Below are 16,861 nucleotides of genomic sequence, written 5' to 3'. Positions count from 1 at the left end.
CGTCAAACTCGATTAAACGAGGTTGGCGTAGTCTTCCATCTTCCACTCTTTCTTCAGGTCAGCGTCAGTAACCTGTGCTTCTTCCATGGCGGTAGCGATGGGAGTTACCAGCTCGGCCTCGGTGAACAGCAGTTCGTTGTCGAGATCGGTGGGTTCCGGCTTACCTTCGAAGGGCTTGATGGAGCCTTCAGGGGTGGTGCGGATGGGGAACTTGAAGCGCTTCACGGAACCATTACGGAACTTGATGGTCCACATGATGTCTTCAGCGGAACGCATGGGGATGGAGGTACCACCCATGGGGGCGAAGTCGGCGTAAGGACGAGCTTCGATAGCGCCCTGGGGGCAAATCTTAACGCAGGAGTAGCACTCCCAGCAAGCGGAAGGTTCCTGGTTGTAAGCCTTCATTTCGTCAGCATCCAGGATCATCAGATCGTTCGGGCAAATGTACATGCAGGCGGTCTTTTCGCCACCCTTGCAGCCGTCACATTTTTCCGGGTTAACAAAAGTCGGCATAACTTCTCCTCCTAAAGGGTTTTATTTATCAACTAAACCGACGTCCTCTACCTAAACAAAATATTCTGCACCCTTTCAAAACGAGTGCGGAAATTGGGAATTAGCAAGAGGACACCCCCTTGTCAACGTGAAAGTGAATTTTTGAACAAGCGGTGTCTTTTCCTGCCTGGCAGTCTTGCTTGCATCGCCGTTTCACAAGCGATGCACTATGAATTCCCGCCAAAAGAGCAAAGCCTTGTGCACAGGAGGTTTCCCGCACAAAAGCACTGAGTTTTATAGTTCAACTCCAGCTTTTTTTGCAAGGCATTTTTCATCTGATTGCATATTTTTACCAATTCCCCGACTACGCCGGAATTCAAACTTTTTTCGGACTGATTCAGGCACCTTTTTTCTAGATTTTCTATCAAAATACTCTAATTTCTATCTCGCTCAATACAATATTACAAGCGATTGAGTATCCGCAAAAAACAGCTTGACACGACTTTCACAAACGGACATTAAAGGCGAACCCGATATGTGGGAAATAATCATGGTTTCGGGGCGGCTAGAATTCGCCACCATGAATTAAGGCAATGGTTTTATTACAAAATCTTTTTTTAGGAGGCTTAAATGTCCAACCTCGTAGCACCTCACGGTGGAAAAGGTCTCGTCTGCTGCCTGCTCGAAGGCGCTGAGCTCGAAGCTGAAATCAAGAAGGCTGAAGGCCTGAAGACTCTCGAAATTTCTGATCGCGCCAAGGGCGACCTGATCATGATGGGTATCGGTGGTTTCTCTCCGCTGAACGGCTTCATGACCAAAGCTGACTGGAAAGGCGTTTGCTCTGATTTCCTGATGGCTGACGGCACCTTCTGGCCCATCCCCATCACTCTCGACACCAACGACGAAGAAGTCGCAGTTGGTGATGAAGTAGCTCTGAAGGCCGCTGATGGCACCATCTACGCCACCATGAAGGTCGAAGAGAAGTTCGAGATGACCGAAGAGGACAAGAAGTGGGAATGCGAGCAGGTCTACAAAGGCGAAGGCGAAGAGTCCGCTGACGACGTCTTCTGGAAGATCGCTATGGAAGACCACCCGGGCGTTCAGATGGTTATGGCTCAGGGCAAGTACAACCTGGCCGGCCCCGTCAAAGTCCTGTCCGAAGGCGACTACGCCGAGCGTTTCCCCGGTGTATACCTCACCCCCGCTCAGATCCGTGAAGAGATGGAAAAGCGCGGTTGGTCCAACGTTGCCGCTCTGCAGCTGCGTAACCCCATGCACCGCTCCCACGAATTCCTGGCCAAGATCGCCATCGAAGTGTGTGACGGCGTCGTCATCCACTCCCTGATCGGTAACCTGAAGCCGGGCGACATCCCGGGTGATGTCCGCATCAAGTGCATCCAGACCCTGATCGACAACTACTTCGTTCCCGAGAACGTCATCAACGCCGGTTACCCCCTCGACATGCGTTACGCCGGTCCTCGCGAAGGTCTCATCCACGCTACCTTCCGCCAGAACTACGGCATCAACAACATGCTCATCGGTCGTGACCACGCTGGCGTCGGCGACTTCTACGGTCTGTTCGAAGCTCAGGATATCTTCAAGAAGATCCCTTACGTCACTGAAGCATGCCCCGAACCGGGCAAGGCTCTGCTCTGCAAGCCCATGAACATTGACTGGACCTTCTACTGCTACAAGTGCGACGGCATGGCTTCCATGCGCACTTGCCCGCACACCAAAGAAGACCGCGTCATCCTGTCCGGTACCAAGCTCCGTAAGGCCCTGTCCGAAGGCGCCGAGGTCGTTGACCACTTCGGTCGTGACGAAGTCCTCGAGATCCTCCGTGACTACTACGGCAGCCTGACCGAAAAGGTTGAAGTCAAGATGCAGAAAGCTGCTTCCGGCGCAGACATGTAAGTGTCCGTCGGTCAGCCCAAGCTGACTATTCAAGGGGAAGCTGCATTGCAGCTTCCCCTTTTTTGTTGCCCTTCATTAGAAACGACCACCTGTGTTTCGGTCTAACACTCTGAACACATGTGTTTTTTGGCTCATTTGATTAGGACCAGCGCACACAGCAAAACAAGTACGCCCCAGCGGAAAACTCGCCCCAACCTACTTCATGAGTGATTGGCTTGGACATGGCGGAATCGCATCATTTTCCGACCTCTTCATACAACCATTCTATATAGCCTGAATAAACAGGCACTATTTTCCAGAGTATTTGCTATTGCGTGGGGAAAGCGTCTTATGTATTGAAGTCATCAATGGAATCTTCCACAACACCACAAACCACTGATAACATTGTGCTATTACTAGAACTGATCATTCCAGACTTTAACAGTCTGATTTGTGAATATATGGAACAAGCGCCAAAACAGCTCAAATCCCATTTTTCACAATAAGGGGTTTGACCCTTTACGCTCATTTTTTCACAAGTGAGTCTCAAGGATATATGGGAAGCCAGCGAATAGTGAGATACTCTATTGAGTCCCCCCAGAGTATCAAACTTATATGAGAAATCGTACTATCCCCATAGCACGCATCACGGCTTATTAATAGACCATCGACCGCCGCACACAAAAAAGCCACCCGAAGGTGGCCTTGTCGTCACATATGACAATTGGCTCAGGAAGCCAGGCGGTTGCCGTAGAACCCTGCTATTTCTCTGACAGCCGTCACTGCGGCATCAATATGTTCTTCGGTATTGAACGGGCCAACTCCCAATCGCACTGTGCCTCCAATGGATTCCGTCCCGATCTGCCGGTGAACAAAGGGGGCGCACTGCAGGCCGGTCCGGCAGGCAATATTGTAGTCACCATCGAGGATGGTTCCGACGTTTGTGGCCTCAAAGCCCACAACATTGAAACTGACCACACCTATGTGGCTGGTCAGATCATCCTGGCAGTAGAGGTTGATGTTCTCCACATCACGCACCCCATGCACAAACTGCTCGGTCAGCGCCATCTCCCGTTGATGTATGGTTTCCATACCCTGCTCGTTCAACCAGCGAACTCCGGCCAGCAACCCGGCAATGCCCACTAGATTAGGCGTCCCATATTCCATCCGGTAGGGATATTCATGCAAATGGTGAAGCTGGGCCGACTTCACGCCCGTACCACCTGCCCGAACATGTTTGATATCCACGGATTCCCGCACATACATTCCGCCGATACCTGTCGGGCCAAGCAATGATTTGTGGCCGGTAAAGACCAGCACATCAATATTGCACGCTTCGACATCCACCGGGATCTTGCCTGCGGTCTGCGATGCATCCACAATGAAGAGCACCCCTCTCTCGCGACAAATACGACCGATCTCCTCAATGGGCTGTACTGTGCCGATGACATTGGATGCGTGGTTGACGATCACAAGCTTGGTGTCCTGCCTGATTCGTTGGGCAATGGCTTCCGGCTGGATAAATCCTGCCTCATCAAAAGGAACATAATCCACTCGCCCTTCATTGTAGACTTCGTGGTGATGAAGCGGACGCAGGACAGCATTGTGCTCGACATTGGTTGTGACCACATGATCGCCAGGCTCAAGCAACCCGTTTATGGCGAGATTCAGTGCATCCGTAGAGTTGAGAGTAAAGACGAGGCGGTTATGGTCTGTGCCGTTAAAGAGCGCCGTCATGGTTCGACGCGCCGCTTCGATAATGTTGCCCGTCTCTATGGAGAGGTCACAACCGGAGCGCCCGGGGCTGACCCCATTGGTGCGCTGAAACCTGTCCATATACTGATAAACGGCTTCTGGCTTGGGAAATGATGTTGCTCCATTATCCAAATAAATAAGGCCATCCATGATCCTCTCCTTTGCAAATCTGTCGGAAATAGAATTTACATTGTATTCATTATAAATACACGGTAAATACACTTTTGGCAAAGAGGACGTAATAGGCTAGAATAAAACAAAAAAGCCCGCTCCTCTTGGGGCGGGCTTTCTATACAACTTTTTACTAAAATTTATCGCGTTCCCATGATCTCGGCCACAGAGTTGCGGATGTGCCGCACCGTGCAGGTTCGCACCCCGTCTTCATCACCAGCAGCAATGGCATCGATCAACTCTACGGCTTCCGAAAAGAAAACCTCGGGATCGATTATCCGCGGCGAAGAAAGCCAAAAACGAAGGTAATGGCTGAGGATGCGCTCCAACATGGTCGTCAGTTGGGCATTTCGGGCCGCCGTAAAGATGACCCGGTGAATCTCCGAATCAAAATCGACTATGGACTGATTCGGGCTGTTCGCATCAAAGGAGGCAATACGCTCCTTCAGTTGCAGGAGGTGCTGTTTCTCCTCGGGCGTAATTCGCTGCATGGCCCATATATTTGCCTGCACCTCCATGACCATGCGAATCTCGGTAATTTCCCGAATCCGCTCCAGACTGAGCGGGGTCACGATGAAATGGGTCCCCTGCCGCATGATCCACTCTTCGGCCTGGAGCGTAATCAGCACTTCCTTGATGGGTGTACGGCTGACACCGAATTCCTCGGCCAGTTCCGAAAGGTTGAGAACCGATTCCGGTGCGAGTTCCAGGTGGATGATCTTGGAACGGAGAGCTTCATATATGGTACGCGAATCCATGGGGAACCCTTTGCTGAATATGAGCGTGCCAGGCGTTCGTATCGCCTGGCACTGGTCGTAACAATGTATCTAGATTGGGCCTACACCGAGTGTCAAGGCATCCGCAAAAGGGAGTAGAATCCCTGCGACTGATTCCCGTGCATGGTATCGTACACCACTTCTTCGAATTCGATGGTCTCAAAATCGAAAAAGAGTGCTTCCATGTGATTCCTGTCATGGTGTCGCAACACGCCTCCATCGGCTGTATCGAACACACCGTAGATACCGTATTTCTCTTTGCCGATGGCGTATCGATCGAGGTTGCGCTTATCCCTGTTAAGCAGAAAGTCGTTGACGTACAGCACGCCACCCGGTCGCAACACCCGCTTCAGTTCAATAAGCGTTTCGGCCTGGGTTTTCGTATCGACAATGCAGGTGAAAACCCCGAGCATGAGTGCAGCATCAAACGAGTCGGTCTCATACGGCAACGGCCCACCGGGAAACACCGTCAGATCAAGATCAGGGCGCTCCTCTTTTCCTCGTTGCACCAGGGGCTCGGAAAAATCGATCCCGGTCAGATCGGTGTATCCGGCATCGGCCAGTTCGGCCAATGTACGCCCATATCCACAGCCATAATCCAGAACCCGGGCATCCTTTGCCACATGTTCCGAAAACAGATTCATCTTGAACGGAGTAGTGAACGTCTTGTCCACGGCTTTTTCCGTCCAATACCTTCGATGAGCGTCTATGGTACTTTCTCCTGATAGCGATTGAAACGAGTCCGCCGACTACATGGTCAAGCGGACGTGATACAGACTTCTCCCACGCTGTACGCGCATGAGAACCGTTTTCTGCATACGGCTGCGCAGGAAGGCATTGAGCAGATCAATGCCCCGTGCCAGCCGTCTATTACCAATTTGATGTATAATATCCCCGGGCTGCAAGCCAAGCTTGCCAGCGGGGCTGTTCGGTACGATCAACGTCACCTCGGCACCGGCACCGCGAGAACGGTCCGCCAGCTCGAATCCCCAGCGGGATCGCACCAGCTCCAATGCCTTCTCCTTGTCCAGCGCCTGCGGCTTGAGCTTCAGCTCGCGCTTTCTGTCACCGCGCTGCACGGTCAGAGTGACTGTTTCCTGCTGGGTCATATTGAACAACTGGGTCAGATAGCTATCCTTGCCAGTAACAGGACGCCCGTTGAAGGCGAGAACAATATCCCCCGGACGAATATCCGCACGGGCAGCCGGACTGTCGGCATACGCTTCGGCCACCAGCATTCCGTTCAGACTGTCGAGATCAAAATACCGCGCCGTCGCCTGATTGAGATCCTGTCCGAATAATCCAAGCCAGATAGGGGAAACATGGCCGGTGTCCAGCAGTTCGCTGATAACATACTTGGCCTTGTTCACCGGAATGGCAAACCCGATACCCTCGGCCTGCGCATGAATGGCCGTATTGATGCCGATCAGCTTGCCGTGAATGTTGAGGAGCGGCCCACCCGAGTTGCCGGGATTAATGGCGGCATCGGTCTGGATGAATGAACCGAAGGCCCCGTTTCGCGTCTTCATGGGCCGATTCAATGCGGACACAACGCCGGTCGTCACCGTATTCGAATACCCAAAAGGATTTCCAATGGCGATGACCGTCTCCCCGATATAGATATCGTCGGAATCTCCGACCTCCACCTCGGGCAGGTGCTGCGCTTTATTCAGCTTGAGCACGGCCAGATCGAAATCCGGGTCCGATCCCACAAGATCGGCCTCGAACTCACGACCGTCATTCAGCCGAACGACAATGGAGCCGCCACCGGCGACCACGTGGGCATTGGTCAGAACCAGGGCCTTTTCTCCATCAAGGATAACACCAGACCCAAGGGATTGGGCCTGACGACGCTGGCCGTAAAAGTCCTTGAAGAACTGATCGAAAAACGGATCGCCAAATGGCGAGTTGCCCTGGGCAAGCACCTCCTTGTTCACAGTGATGTTGACAACGGCGGGACTGACTTTGTCCACGGCCTTGACGACAGGCGTGCGTCGATGATCCGCCGCTGCCGGTGCCGAAAACACCAGCAGCGCCAGAACTGCGATTAAGGTGGTACGAATCCACATGGGGCTATCTACTTCCTTGCGCCATGGCCCGAAGACGGGCGATTCGCTCTTCGATTGGCGGGTGCGTGGAGAAGAGTGCTGTTGCCCCCTTCCCGCTGAACGGAGCGACAATGAACATGTTCTCCGTGGCCGGACTGCCCTCGATGGGCAGCTGCTTCGAGGCTGCATCGAGCTTGCCAAGGGCACCGGCAAGATACAGCGGATACCGGACAAGCGAGCACCGGCGTCATCGGCCAGATATTCACGGGAGCGGGAGATCGCCATCTGAATGAGACCGGCTGCCACAGGGGCCAGAAACGCCATGGCGAGAGCCGCAATGGGACTGCCACCGCCTTCCTCGTCGTTGTTGCCAAAGCCGAAAATGGTGGTCCACTGCAGCATGTTGGCAATGAACACAATGGCACCGGCGAGCACAGCGGCGACCGTCTGAATCAGGATATCCCGATTGACGATATGGCCCAACTCATGTGCCAGAACGCCCTTCAACTCATCGGGGTCAAGGATGTTGACGATGCCGCGGGTAACGGCAACCACGGCGTTCTCCGGGTTACGACCGGTGGCAAACGCATTGGGCGAATCCTGGGGAATGAGGTACAGCCGGGGCTTGGGGATACCCGCATTGCGGGACATCTCCTCGACGACTCGGTGAATATGAGGGGCATCACCAGGAGAAAGCTCCTGGGCCTTGTACATTTTAAGAACGATTTTATCGGAGTACCAATAACTCCCGACGTTCATCAGCATGGCAAAGCCGAAGGCGAACATCAATCCGACGCGACCGCCCATGGCTCCACCGAGCAACATAAGCAGGCCTGTGAGCAAGCCAAGAAGCAAAACGGTTTTAATCTGACTGGTCATGTCAGTAGTATCCTCCAAATAATGATGTGATACCAATAGATAGGGATTTGCATGATAACGTCAAGAAGGAAAATAAGAAGAATCCCTCAGCGGGCGGGGGAAAAGGTAGAAAGGAGAGGGAGAGATGCATGGCAGATCAGAAGGTGTTTCCATAGATATTCGAATCAGCAGGGGAAGCCGCCTTCGGAAGAATTATCGAGTGACTTTGGCTCCGGCGGCCAAAGGCTCAAACCCTTTGAAACAGAAGCCATGAACTAAAAGAGGGAAAAGGCCTATCCAAACGAGTATCGCCAGGATAGGCCTTTTCCCTAACTTTCCCAATGTCATTGAGTTCTGTAGAGCAGTCTAATTGCGAATTTATTTAAAGACAATATCTATGGTTTTGTGGTCAACAGTCATTTCGTAGCCACACTTTGATATCTGCTCTAAAGCATATTGGAAGTCGCCATGAGGATCATTATTGAAGAAAAGGTGTAAACGACCATTCTTTTTGATAAAGTTATTCTCAATATCATTCAAAAAGAATTTCCACTCTTGATGATTCCATGGTTTCTTTCCACAGTTATGAAAACAAATCGCAAAAGCCGTTATCAAATCAAACTTTTGACCTAGGCTTGGGATTGGCTGATTTGGCTCGATGCGGTGGTCCAAGCGGGGGATATCAAAGTAGTTCACCATATGATTGTATATCTTGTGATAATCGAGATCAATCCCGTGGGGTGTGTGCCCAAACATCCTAGCAATATAGAGAAAAAATCCTCCACCACACCCGATGTCTAAAATATTTATACTGCTTTGTTTATGCAGTCCAAGCTCAAAAACTCTCCTAAAATTTATACTGAAATATCTCTTAAAATTTCGATATTTACCACAGTCTTCAAAGTCCTTTACCTGATCGGACAATTTAACAATTTCATGCGTATTCGCAACAACTTCTCCATATTTTTTAGAGACAACTCTCCACCAAATACGCACAGGACGTTTAAGGTAGTGTAAATAGTTGTAAAAACGATCGTATGTTCTTTTTTTCAGGTGTTCTTTATTTGTGAAATACTTTTTTATATCGGACTTCATTTTTCCCACTCTTTTACGTTAAATATCAATTTCTATCAAAGAGTTGAACCCTATGCAATTGGATTTCCACTACTCCCATAAGGGCTCCTCACATATTCATGGATATTTGCGGAAACACCATGATCGGATCAGTATCGGGCTTCTATGGCCGCAAAGGAACCATCCTTGACCATCTGCCTGACCACTGCCCCGAAGTCGTTTGCCAACTGTTTGGCTCGCTGCCCATGGGCTCGGGAAAACATCAGGTAGAGGGGTTCGCGGCTCACTTCGAACACGAACCGGATTTTATCCAACGCCTCTTCTTTTCGGGCGATGTACTTGAATACGGTCTGATTACAGATAGCCACATCCATCCGGTCATTGAGCAACATAAGCAACAACTGGTGTGCGGACTGAGCCTCGATGATGTTGAGGCCGCGCATGGTATCGAACTTCGTGCCGTAGGCGTATCCGCGAACAACGCCGATTCGCAAAGGACGAAGATCATCCAGTGACTTTATGGAAATATCACGGTCTGACCGGGTGATCACCATATTGGTCTCAAGGGCCAGCGGTGTGTCGGGGAAGTAGGCGAAAAGCTGACGATCCTTGGTCCTGAAACCGGATGAAAGAGCCAGTATTTCACCAGTTTTCAACTGATATATTGCGCGGTTCCATGGACGAGGCTCAAAAAACGGGGTTATGCCCATTCGCTTGAAGGCTTCCCGAATGATATCCATATTGATACCTTTGACCTGTCCATCCTCTACAAATTCATAAGGCGGATATTCCTCAAAAACGATGGGCAGTGCGTTCCTTTGGGCCAATGCGCGCTCCCCTGCCCCAAAGCAGAGGAAAAAGAAAGTGGCGATGAGGAGTAATGGACCAATGAAACGCATGGCGGCACCATACTCGCAGCCGCCTTTATGGGCAAGCGACTTTCATGCACCTGTATTTGCGGCAGAACCCGTTATTTCTTAATAAGGATTTGCGCATAAATCAAAATACATATAAGAATCTTGGAGTAATCTCCGAACAATCAAATCGCGGGGGAACCGATGAAAACATGTACAGACGAAACCGTCATACCGACTGACACCACCATACCTGTCGTCGGTGAGGCCAAGGTAAATAATCCAATAAAATTCGGCCGCTTCGTCAGCGAAGAGGATGCGGTCCTGGTCAATATATCCAAACGCAACGTGGAGCGCACGGGCAAAGCCCGGAAAGACCCGGTGCATCAGTACTTCGAGCCAGCCGGGCCACGTGGTAAGATTTATTACGACACCAGCAAGACCAAATGTGCCGTTGTCACCTGCGGCGGCCTGTGCCCGGGGCTGAACGACGTTGTTCGCGCCATTGTCATGACAGCCTACCATCAGTACAACGTCCCGTCTGTGCTGGGCATCAAGTATGGTTTGGCAGGGTTCATTCCCAAGTACGGGTATGATGTCATCGAGCTGACTCCTGACTATGTAAGCCGCATCCACGAATTCGGCGGCACCATCCTGGGCAGTTCTCGCGGCCCGCAAGACCCGGAAGATATCGTCGATGCCCTGGAACGCATGAATGTCTCCGTACTCTTCATGATCGGAGGCGACGGAACCATGCGTGCAGCCAGCAAGGTGGTTAAGGTCATTGCCAAGCGCGAACTCTCCATCTCGGTGGTCGGCCTCCCCAAAACCATTGATAACGACATCAATTTCGCCTCCCCGTCCTTTGGCTTCGATACCGCAGTGGAGACCGCGGCCAATGCCATTCGCGGCGCTCACGTGGAGGCCACCGGCGCTCCCATGGGCGTTGGACTGGTCAAGGTCATGGGCCGTCATGCCGGCTACATTGCCGCCCAGTCAGCCCTCTCCTGCCAGGAAGTCAACTTTGTCCTGATCCCCGAAGACCCCTTCGACATTGAAGGCGAGAACGGATTTCTCGCTGCACTGGAAAAGCGCATGCATGACCGTGGCAACGCGGTCATCGTCGTGGCAGAAGGCGCCGGACAGGAACATCTGGAAGATTCCAACCAGAAAGACGCATCCGGCAACGTCAAACTGAGCGACATCGCCCTGATGCTCAAATCGCGCATTGTGGAATACCTCAAGTCAAAAGGGATTGAGCCGACGTTGAAATACATCGATCCCAGCTACATAATCCGCTCGGTACCGGCCAACGCCAACGACCGCATTTACTGTTCCTTTCTCGGCATCAATGCCGTCCACGCAGGCATGTCCGGTCGAACAAGCCTGGTCATTTCCCGCTGGAATGGCCGGTATGTGCATATCCCCATGTCTCTTGTCACCAAAGGGAAGAAGCGGATCAATGTCTGCTCCAACTACTGGCGCGCCGTCCTGGAATCCACTGGCCAACCCATCTCTATGAAGAATGAGTAGCCCTAAAGCGCTAATGATAATTGTTCTTGCTATGAAAAAGAGAGTAATGTAATTTGCCACTACTGTTGAAGTTTTTCGCAAAAATCGGCATACGAGTATAAGATACATTTCCGCAAGGGGGTTTTTATGGATGTGTTAATGCTCTCACGGCTGCAGTTTGCTGCTGCCACCATGTTCCACTTCATCTTTGTTCCGCTCACGCTGGGGCTCTCCGTGCTCATCGCCTGCATGGAAACCGCGTATGTTCGCACCGGCAATGAGGTATGGCGCAAAATGGCTAAATTCTGGGGTAAGATATTCCTGGTCAACTTCGCCCTCGGTGTTGTGACCGGTATCACCCTCGAATTCCAATTCGGCACCAACTGGTCCCGTTATTCCATGTTCGTAGGAGACATTTTCGGCTCTCTGCTCGCCATCGAGGCGACAGCGGCCTTCTTCCTCGAATCAACATTTATCGGCGTCTGGCACTTCGGCTGGAACAAACTCACGCCCAAAGCACATGCCATCGTTGCATGGCTGGTCGCGGGTGCGTCCAACCTCTCAGCCATTTGGATCCTCATCGCCAACGGCTTCATGCAGGACCCGACCGGATATGTCATCCGCAACGGCCGCGCCGAGTTGACCGACTTTTTCGCGGTCATCACCAACAAATGGGCCTGGCTGGAATTCTTCCATGTCATCCCCGCTGCCATGTGTCTGGCAGGTTTCTTCATGATGGGCGTGGCCGCGTGGCACCTGCTCAGAAAGAGCGAAACCGAATTCTTCCAGAAGTCCTTCAGCCTCGGCGTGACCATCGCGCTCATTTTCTCGATCTTCACCGCTGTCGAAGGACACATCCACGGCAACAACATGGCCCTGAAACAGCCCACCAAGCTGGCTGCCATGGAATCGCACTGGGAAACCCAGCGCAATGCGCCCATGTACCTGCTCGTTGTTCCGGGTGAGGACGGCAACCTTATCGAAGCCCTGCCTATTCCGGGCATGCTGAGCTTCCTTGCCTACAACGACTTCAATGCTGAAGTGAAAGGCCTGAACGACTTCCCCAAGGAAGACCGGCCTCCTGTCGTGATCACCTTCCTGGCTTTCCGCGCAATGGTCGGTATCGGCACCATCATGCCTGCCCTCGCCCTCTTCGGATGGGTCATGCGCAACCGGCTGGACAAGTTCCCGCTGTATCTCAAGATATTACCGTTCTGCATCCCCCTTCCCTACATCGCCATCCAGGCGGGCTGGGTACTGGCGGAAGTAGGACGTCAACCATGGATCGTTTACGGGCTGATGCGGACCTCGGATGCGGTCTCGCCCATATCAACGGGTGAGGTCGGCTTCACGCTGGTTCTCATGTGCGCTCTTTATGCTCTGCTCGGCGCAGCAGGCATCTGGCTGATGATCAAGCTGGCCAAGAAGGGCCCTGAAGACAACACCCCCATCCAGGTCTAACCTGAGATAGAGAATACAAGGAGATCCAACAATGGTTGATATTATGGAAATTGGCTCTTGGCATTACTATCTGGCCATGATCTGGTTCGTCCTGTGGGGCGTCCTCTGGTCCGTCTACTTCATATTGGACGGCTTTGATCTGGGCGTGGGCTCACTGCTCCCGATTCTGGCCAAAAACGAGGCTGAGAAACGGGCCATGCTCAACTCCACCGGTCCCTTCTGGGATGGTAACGAGGTGTGGTTGATCTCGGCAGGCGGCGTTACCTTCGCTGCATTCCCTTATGCGTACGCGCAGATGTTCAGCGGACTGTACACGGCCCTCATGCTCCTGCTGTTCGCGCTCATCATCCGCGGCGTATCCTTCGAGTTCCGCTCCAAGGTAGAAAGCGATCGCTGGAAAAAGATATGGGACAACTGCCACTTCTTCGGTTCGCTGCTGCCCGCCCTTCTGCTGGGCGTGGCCTTCGGCAACATCTTCCAGGGCCTGCCTCTGGATGAGACCGGATTCAGCCAGGCTGGCCTGTTCGGCCTGCTCAATCCGTACGGCCTGGCCGGTGGCGTCCTGTTCGTGGTGATCTTCATCATGCACGGCGCACTGTGGCTGACCATTCGTACCACCGGCGACCTGCACGGACGCGCCGTGACCACGGCAACTCGCGTCTGGCCCGTCCAGGTGGTGCTGACCGTCCTGTTCCTCGCCTTTACCGCCTTTGCAACGCAGTTGTTCAACAACTACATGTTGTACCCGGTTCTCTTCGTGGTTCTGGCCCTGCCCGTGGCTGGCCTGGTCCTCATGCGCACCTATCTTGGTGCCAAGGAATACTGGAAAGCATGGGCCGCGTCCTGCGCCTACATCGGCGGCGTGGCGCTCTTCGGCGTTATCGGCATCTTCCCGGCGATCATTCCGTCCAGCCCGAATCCGGCTCACAGCCTGACAATCATGAACTCCGCATCCAGCCAGTTGACCCTGCAGATCATGCTCGGCGTGGCTCTGGTGTTCGTACCCATCGTCATCGGCTACCAGTTCTGGGTTTACAAGAACTTCGCCACTCCCATGGGAGAGGACGACATTCACTACTAGAAACAATTCCCTTCGGAATACACAAAGCGCCCGCCCATCTGGTCGGGCGCTTTTTTTGTAATCTTCCAAACATCAGGACGTCATGACTGAAGGGAATACATCACTTCACCTCTAGCAACTCCTCCCACACGGTGGTGTATCTCGGTGAACACATTTCCCGGCGCATTCGCCACGTTCCGTTGATGCCGGAGGCCGCGAACTTGATCGTATCCCGCCCCCACCTATTATTGCATGCATCCACGGCGTTCATCAGGGGGGTGTGCTGCGCATGATCGTCGGGCGGTAAATCCAGCAGGCTCAGCCAGCGGCCATTGGCCGGTTCAAGGCTGGAGAGCATCACACCACATTTCTTGTACCCATATCCATCACGAAATATCCGCTCCATGCCGCTGACAGCCGCCTTGATCAAGGTTGGGGTGTGCGCCGTCGAGACCGGCAGCGGAATGGAGATGCTGTTGGAATACTGCGGTTCACCCAGCTTGAAACGGTTGGTTTGCAAAAAGGCCAGAATATTGGAGGTGACCGAACCCTGTTTACGCAGCTTTTCAGCGGCACGGGTCGTATACTGGGCCGTAGCTTCCAGCAGGTCCGATTGCTTGAAAACCGGATGCCCGAATGAGCGGGATGAAACAATGGTCTTCTTGGGCGGGGGACCGGCCGCAAAATCGTAGCAAGGCAGTCCTCGAACTTCGAGCAGCGTCTGCAAACCGGTGACCGTCATTTTCTTTTTTACCCAATTCCGTTTCAACAAACGGAAATCCAGTGCATTTTCGACCCCCTCCCTGCGTAGTTTTTTTGCATGGCGCGATCCGATTCCCCATACATCGCAGACAGGCGTCCAACGCAAAACCAAGTCCGGGTCAGGACTGCTGGTCAGATCAAATACTCCCTTGCTCCGTGCATGCTTCTTGGCGAAACGGTTGGCGATCTTGGCCAGGGTTTTTGTCGAACCGATACCGATGGACACGGGGATACCTGTCCATGATTCCACGGTAGCCTTGAGTCGACGCGCAAAGGCGTCCGCACCCCCCGGTACACCGCTCAAATCCACAAATGCTTCATCAATGGAATAGATCTCAACGGATGGGCAGAAACGAAACAGCACCTTCATGACCCGATTCGACAGGTCGCCGTACAATGCGTAATTGGATGAAAACACTGCGACACGATTTTTGTCGATGACAGTCCGCCATTTAAAGTAAGGAGCACCCATTGGTATCCCGATCGTTTTCGCCTCTGCAGAACGTGCAATGACACAGCCATCATTGTTTGAAAGCACCACCACCGGGCGATTACGCAACTCGGGACGAAAGGCTCGTTCACATGAGGCATAGAAGTTATTGCAGTCGACAAGGCCAATTTTTTTCATGATAACTATATGGATGAACAGGGCTTTTCTTTATAACAATATTATGATATAGATTTGGGCGACATTATGGGTACTCGGGGGAGTTCTCGCAGGAGGTTGATCATGGAACCCAATTTGTTTGTCAGCGGTGACTTACATGGTGTTTTGAGTTTGCCACCTTCCATTATCGGATGGGAGGTCGAAGCCGTGCAGCGTGAAAAAGGACGTCTTTTTTCCGAGGTGCGCCTTTTTCAGGGCAAAAGAATGCACTTGGCCGAAATTCAAACCAGCAAAAGCCTTATGTGAGACCTCTGCACGGCAAATCCCACACTTTTACTCTTTAACTATTTGATTTATTATGCTATTATTTCTCCATCCAAAGGAGGAAGGCATGGCTATTCGGCAGAAAGGACCTCGGTTGGGTGATTACTTCCTGGGGCACCGCAGAACCAAGACCACATTTCTGGATGAGATCAACGAACTCATCGACTGGCAGCCCATCAACGCCTTTCTGTGCAAGAAGATCAGGCGCAAGGCCAACGCCGTGGGCAATCCCGCCTATCCGCCTCTGGCGATGTTCAAGATTCTGCTCTTGCAGCGTTGGTACAACCTGAGTGATCCGGGCGTGGAGCAGGCGCTGCTCGACCGGCTCTCCTTTGTCAGATTTACCGGTTTTTCCATCGAGGACGACGTGCCGGACGAGACCACCATATGCCGTTTCCGTAACGGTTTGATCCGCCTGAAGGTGCTGGACTCCTTGCTCGACATGCTTAACCGCCAGCTTGAAGGACAAGGGCTTCTTGTCCGTGAGGGAGCCGTGGTGGACGCCTCGGTAGTCGAGTCGCAGCGGCGGCCGCGCAAGGTTATCGACGTGATGCCTGAGGACCGTTCCGAGGACGCCGAAGAACAGGATGGGCCGGTGGACTGCCGGGTCAGCTATTCGGATGACGAGGAGGCGGCCTGGCTCCGCAAGAGAAATCGGGCCTATTACGGCTACAAGCTCCATGCCGCGACGGACAGTCGAGACGGGTTTCTGCTCTGTGGTCACATCACTCCCGCGAACCATTCGGACACGGGCGAATTCGAGCGGCTCGTGAATGGCGTCGGCCTTGATCCCGGCGCACGGGTTTATGCGGACAAGGGCTATTGCAGCGGGAAGAACCGGGACATTCTGTTTGATCGCGATTTGGAGGACGGAACCATGGACAAGACGCCTCGTGGCGGCAGGCTGACAGACTTCGAAAAGACCCGCAACCGTGACATCAGCAGCATTCGGCAAATAGTCGAGCGGGCCTTCGGCACACTCAAACGTGGCTACGCATTCTTTCGGTCCCGATACGTGGGTCGTGAGAAGGTGGAGGGAGAGTTCCACATCCTCGCCATGGCGTTCAATTTGAAAAAAGCTGTTCGACTGGCGCGAGCCTGAAGGGAGAGGTGCGTCCAAAATCCGGCATTTCGGCCAGAAATGGCAGGAAAAGGCCGGGAATGAGCCCAAGCTGGGGTGCGGTCAGAACATCAAATTGGGTGCGGAGCGCAAG

14 protein-coding genes and 2 pseudogenes are annotated in these 16,861 nt (G+C 52.8%); 6 read left to right on the top strand and 10 right to left on the bottom strand.

Going from position 1 to position 16,861, the window contains the following annotated elements; translation table 11 throughout:
• Nucleotides 1–12 precede the first annotated feature (12 nt).
• Nucleotides 13–513, bottom strand: coding sequence for an adenylyl-sulfate reductase subunit beta (gene aprB / locus DPRO_RS11740; protein WP_097012208.1), 501 nt, complete (start codon nucleotides 511–513; stop codon nucleotides 13–15).
• A gap of 609 nt (nucleotides 514–1,122) precedes the next feature.
• On the opposite strand from aprB, the gene sat reads away from it, so the two are divergent.
• Nucleotides 1,123–2,406 carry a sulfate adenylyltransferase gene (sat, locus tag DPRO_RS11735; RefSeq protein WP_097012207.1) on the top strand — a complete coding sequence of 428 codons (1,284 nt, stop codon included), beginning with the start codon at nucleotides 1,123–1,125 and terminating at the stop codon, nucleotides 2,404–2,406.
• 708 nt (nucleotides 2,407–3,114) lie between these two features.
• Here sat and DPRO_RS11730 read toward each other — a convergent pair.
• The 8 genes and pseudogenes from DPRO_RS11730 to DPRO_RS11700 all read right to left on the bottom strand — a co-directional run bounded on the left by DPRO_RS11730 (nucleotide 3,115) and on the right by DPRO_RS11700 (nucleotide 9,894).
• Complete coding sequence (locus tag DPRO_RS11730) at nucleotides 3,115–4,290, bottom strand: aminotransferase class V-fold PLP-dependent enzyme (protein ID WP_097012206.1); 1,176 nt, start codon at nucleotides 4,288–4,290, stop codon at nucleotides 3,115–3,117.
• A 161-nt stretch (nucleotides 4,291–4,451) separates the two neighbouring features.
• Nucleotides 4,452–5,069, bottom strand: a complete 618-nt coding sequence (locus DPRO_RS11725; RefSeq protein WP_097012205.1) for a GntR family transcriptional regulator — start codon at nucleotides 5,067–5,069, stop codon at nucleotides 4,452–4,454.
• A 92-nt stretch (nucleotides 5,070–5,161) separates the two neighbouring features.
• Nucleotides 5,162–5,761: a class I SAM-dependent methyltransferase gene (locus DPRO_RS11720; protein ID WP_232005571.1), complete on the bottom strand. Its 600-nt coding sequence runs from the start codon at nucleotides 5,759–5,761 to the stop codon at nucleotides 5,162–5,164.
• A gap of 75 nt (nucleotides 5,762–5,836) precedes the next feature.
• The gene (locus DPRO_RS20745) at nucleotides 5,837–6,325 is read right to left on the bottom strand and encodes a PDZ domain-containing protein (RefSeq protein ID WP_407681409.1); all 489 of its coding nucleotides are present in this window, start codon (nucleotides 6,323–6,325) and stop codon (nucleotides 5,837–5,839) included.
• Between the two features lie 120 nt (nucleotides 6,326–6,445).
• Nucleotides 6,446–6,910 (bottom strand): annotated as a pseudogene (locus DPRO_RS20740) (S1C family serine protease); the annotation flags it as partial.
• A 250-nt stretch (nucleotides 6,911–7,160) separates the two neighbouring features.
• Nucleotides 7,161–8,014, bottom strand: a pseudogene (locus DPRO_RS11710) (zinc metalloprotease HtpX).
• Nucleotides 8,015–8,371: 357 nt separating this feature from the next.
• Nucleotides 8,372–9,088, bottom strand: a complete 717-nt coding sequence (locus DPRO_RS11705; RefSeq protein ID WP_097012202.1) for a methyltransferase domain-containing protein — start codon at nucleotides 9,086–9,088, stop codon at nucleotides 8,372–8,374.
• Between the two features lie 128 nt (nucleotides 9,089–9,216).
• Nucleotides 9,217–9,894, bottom strand: a complete 678-nt coding sequence (locus DPRO_RS11700) for a substrate-binding periplasmic protein (protein ID WP_232005570.1) — start codon at nucleotides 9,892–9,894, stop codon at nucleotides 9,217–9,219.
• 231 nt (nucleotides 9,895–10,125) lie between these two features.
• Between DPRO_RS11700 and DPRO_RS11695 the strand changes: the two genes are divergently transcribed.
• The 3 genes from DPRO_RS11695 to cydB all read left to right on the top strand — a co-directional run bounded on the left by DPRO_RS11695 (nucleotide 10,126) and on the right by cydB (nucleotide 13,975).
• Complete coding sequence (locus tag DPRO_RS11695; protein ID WP_097012200.1) at nucleotides 10,126–11,454, top strand: ATP-dependent 6-phosphofructokinase; 1,329 nt, start codon at nucleotides 10,126–10,128, stop codon at nucleotides 11,452–11,454.
• A gap of 126 nt (nucleotides 11,455–11,580) precedes the next feature.
• On the top strand, nucleotides 11,581–12,894 hold the full coding sequence (locus DPRO_RS11690) for a cytochrome ubiquinol oxidase subunit I (protein WP_097012199.1): 1,314 nt from the start codon (nucleotides 11,581–11,583) through the stop codon (nucleotides 12,892–12,894).
• Between the two features lie 31 nt (nucleotides 12,895–12,925).
• Nucleotides 12,926–13,975, top strand: a complete 1,050-nt coding sequence (cydB, locus tag DPRO_RS11685; protein WP_097012198.1) for a cytochrome d ubiquinol oxidase subunit II — start codon at nucleotides 12,926–12,928, stop codon at nucleotides 13,973–13,975.
• Between the two features lie 100 nt (nucleotides 13,976–14,075).
• Here the strand turns inward: cydB and DPRO_RS11680 are convergent, their stop codons facing one another.
• Nucleotides 14,076–15,344, bottom strand: a complete 1,269-nt coding sequence (locus DPRO_RS11680) for a Y-family DNA polymerase (protein WP_097012197.1) — start codon at nucleotides 15,342–15,344, stop codon at nucleotides 14,076–14,078.
• Between the two features lie 102 nt (nucleotides 15,345–15,446).
• Here DPRO_RS11680 and DPRO_RS11675 point away from each other — a divergent pair, with 102 nt between their 5' ends.
• Together DPRO_RS11675 and DPRO_RS11670 are read left to right on the top strand one after the other, a co-directional pair.
• On the top strand, nucleotides 15,447–15,629 hold the full coding sequence (locus tag DPRO_RS11675) for a hypothetical protein (protein WP_097012196.1): 183 nt from the start codon (nucleotides 15,447–15,449) through the stop codon (nucleotides 15,627–15,629).
• A 52-nt stretch (nucleotides 15,630–15,681) separates the two neighbouring features.
• Nucleotides 15,682–16,749 (top strand): IS5 family transposase, encoded by a 1,068-nt coding sequence (locus DPRO_RS11670; protein ID WP_097010253.1) that lies wholly within the window; start codon nucleotides 15,682–15,684, stop codon nucleotides 16,747–16,749.
• The last annotated feature ends 112 nt before the right edge of the window (nucleotides 16,750–16,861 follow it).

Origin of the sequence: Pseudodesulfovibrio profundus (assembly GCF_900217235.1) — a bacterium.
Taxonomy (GTDB): domain Bacteria; phylum Desulfobacterota; class Desulfovibrionia; order Desulfovibrionales; family Desulfovibrionaceae; genus Pseudodesulfovibrio; species Pseudodesulfovibrio profundus.
Note: the sequence above shows the minus strand (reverse complement) of the source record. Positions and strands in the feature narration are given on the sequence as shown.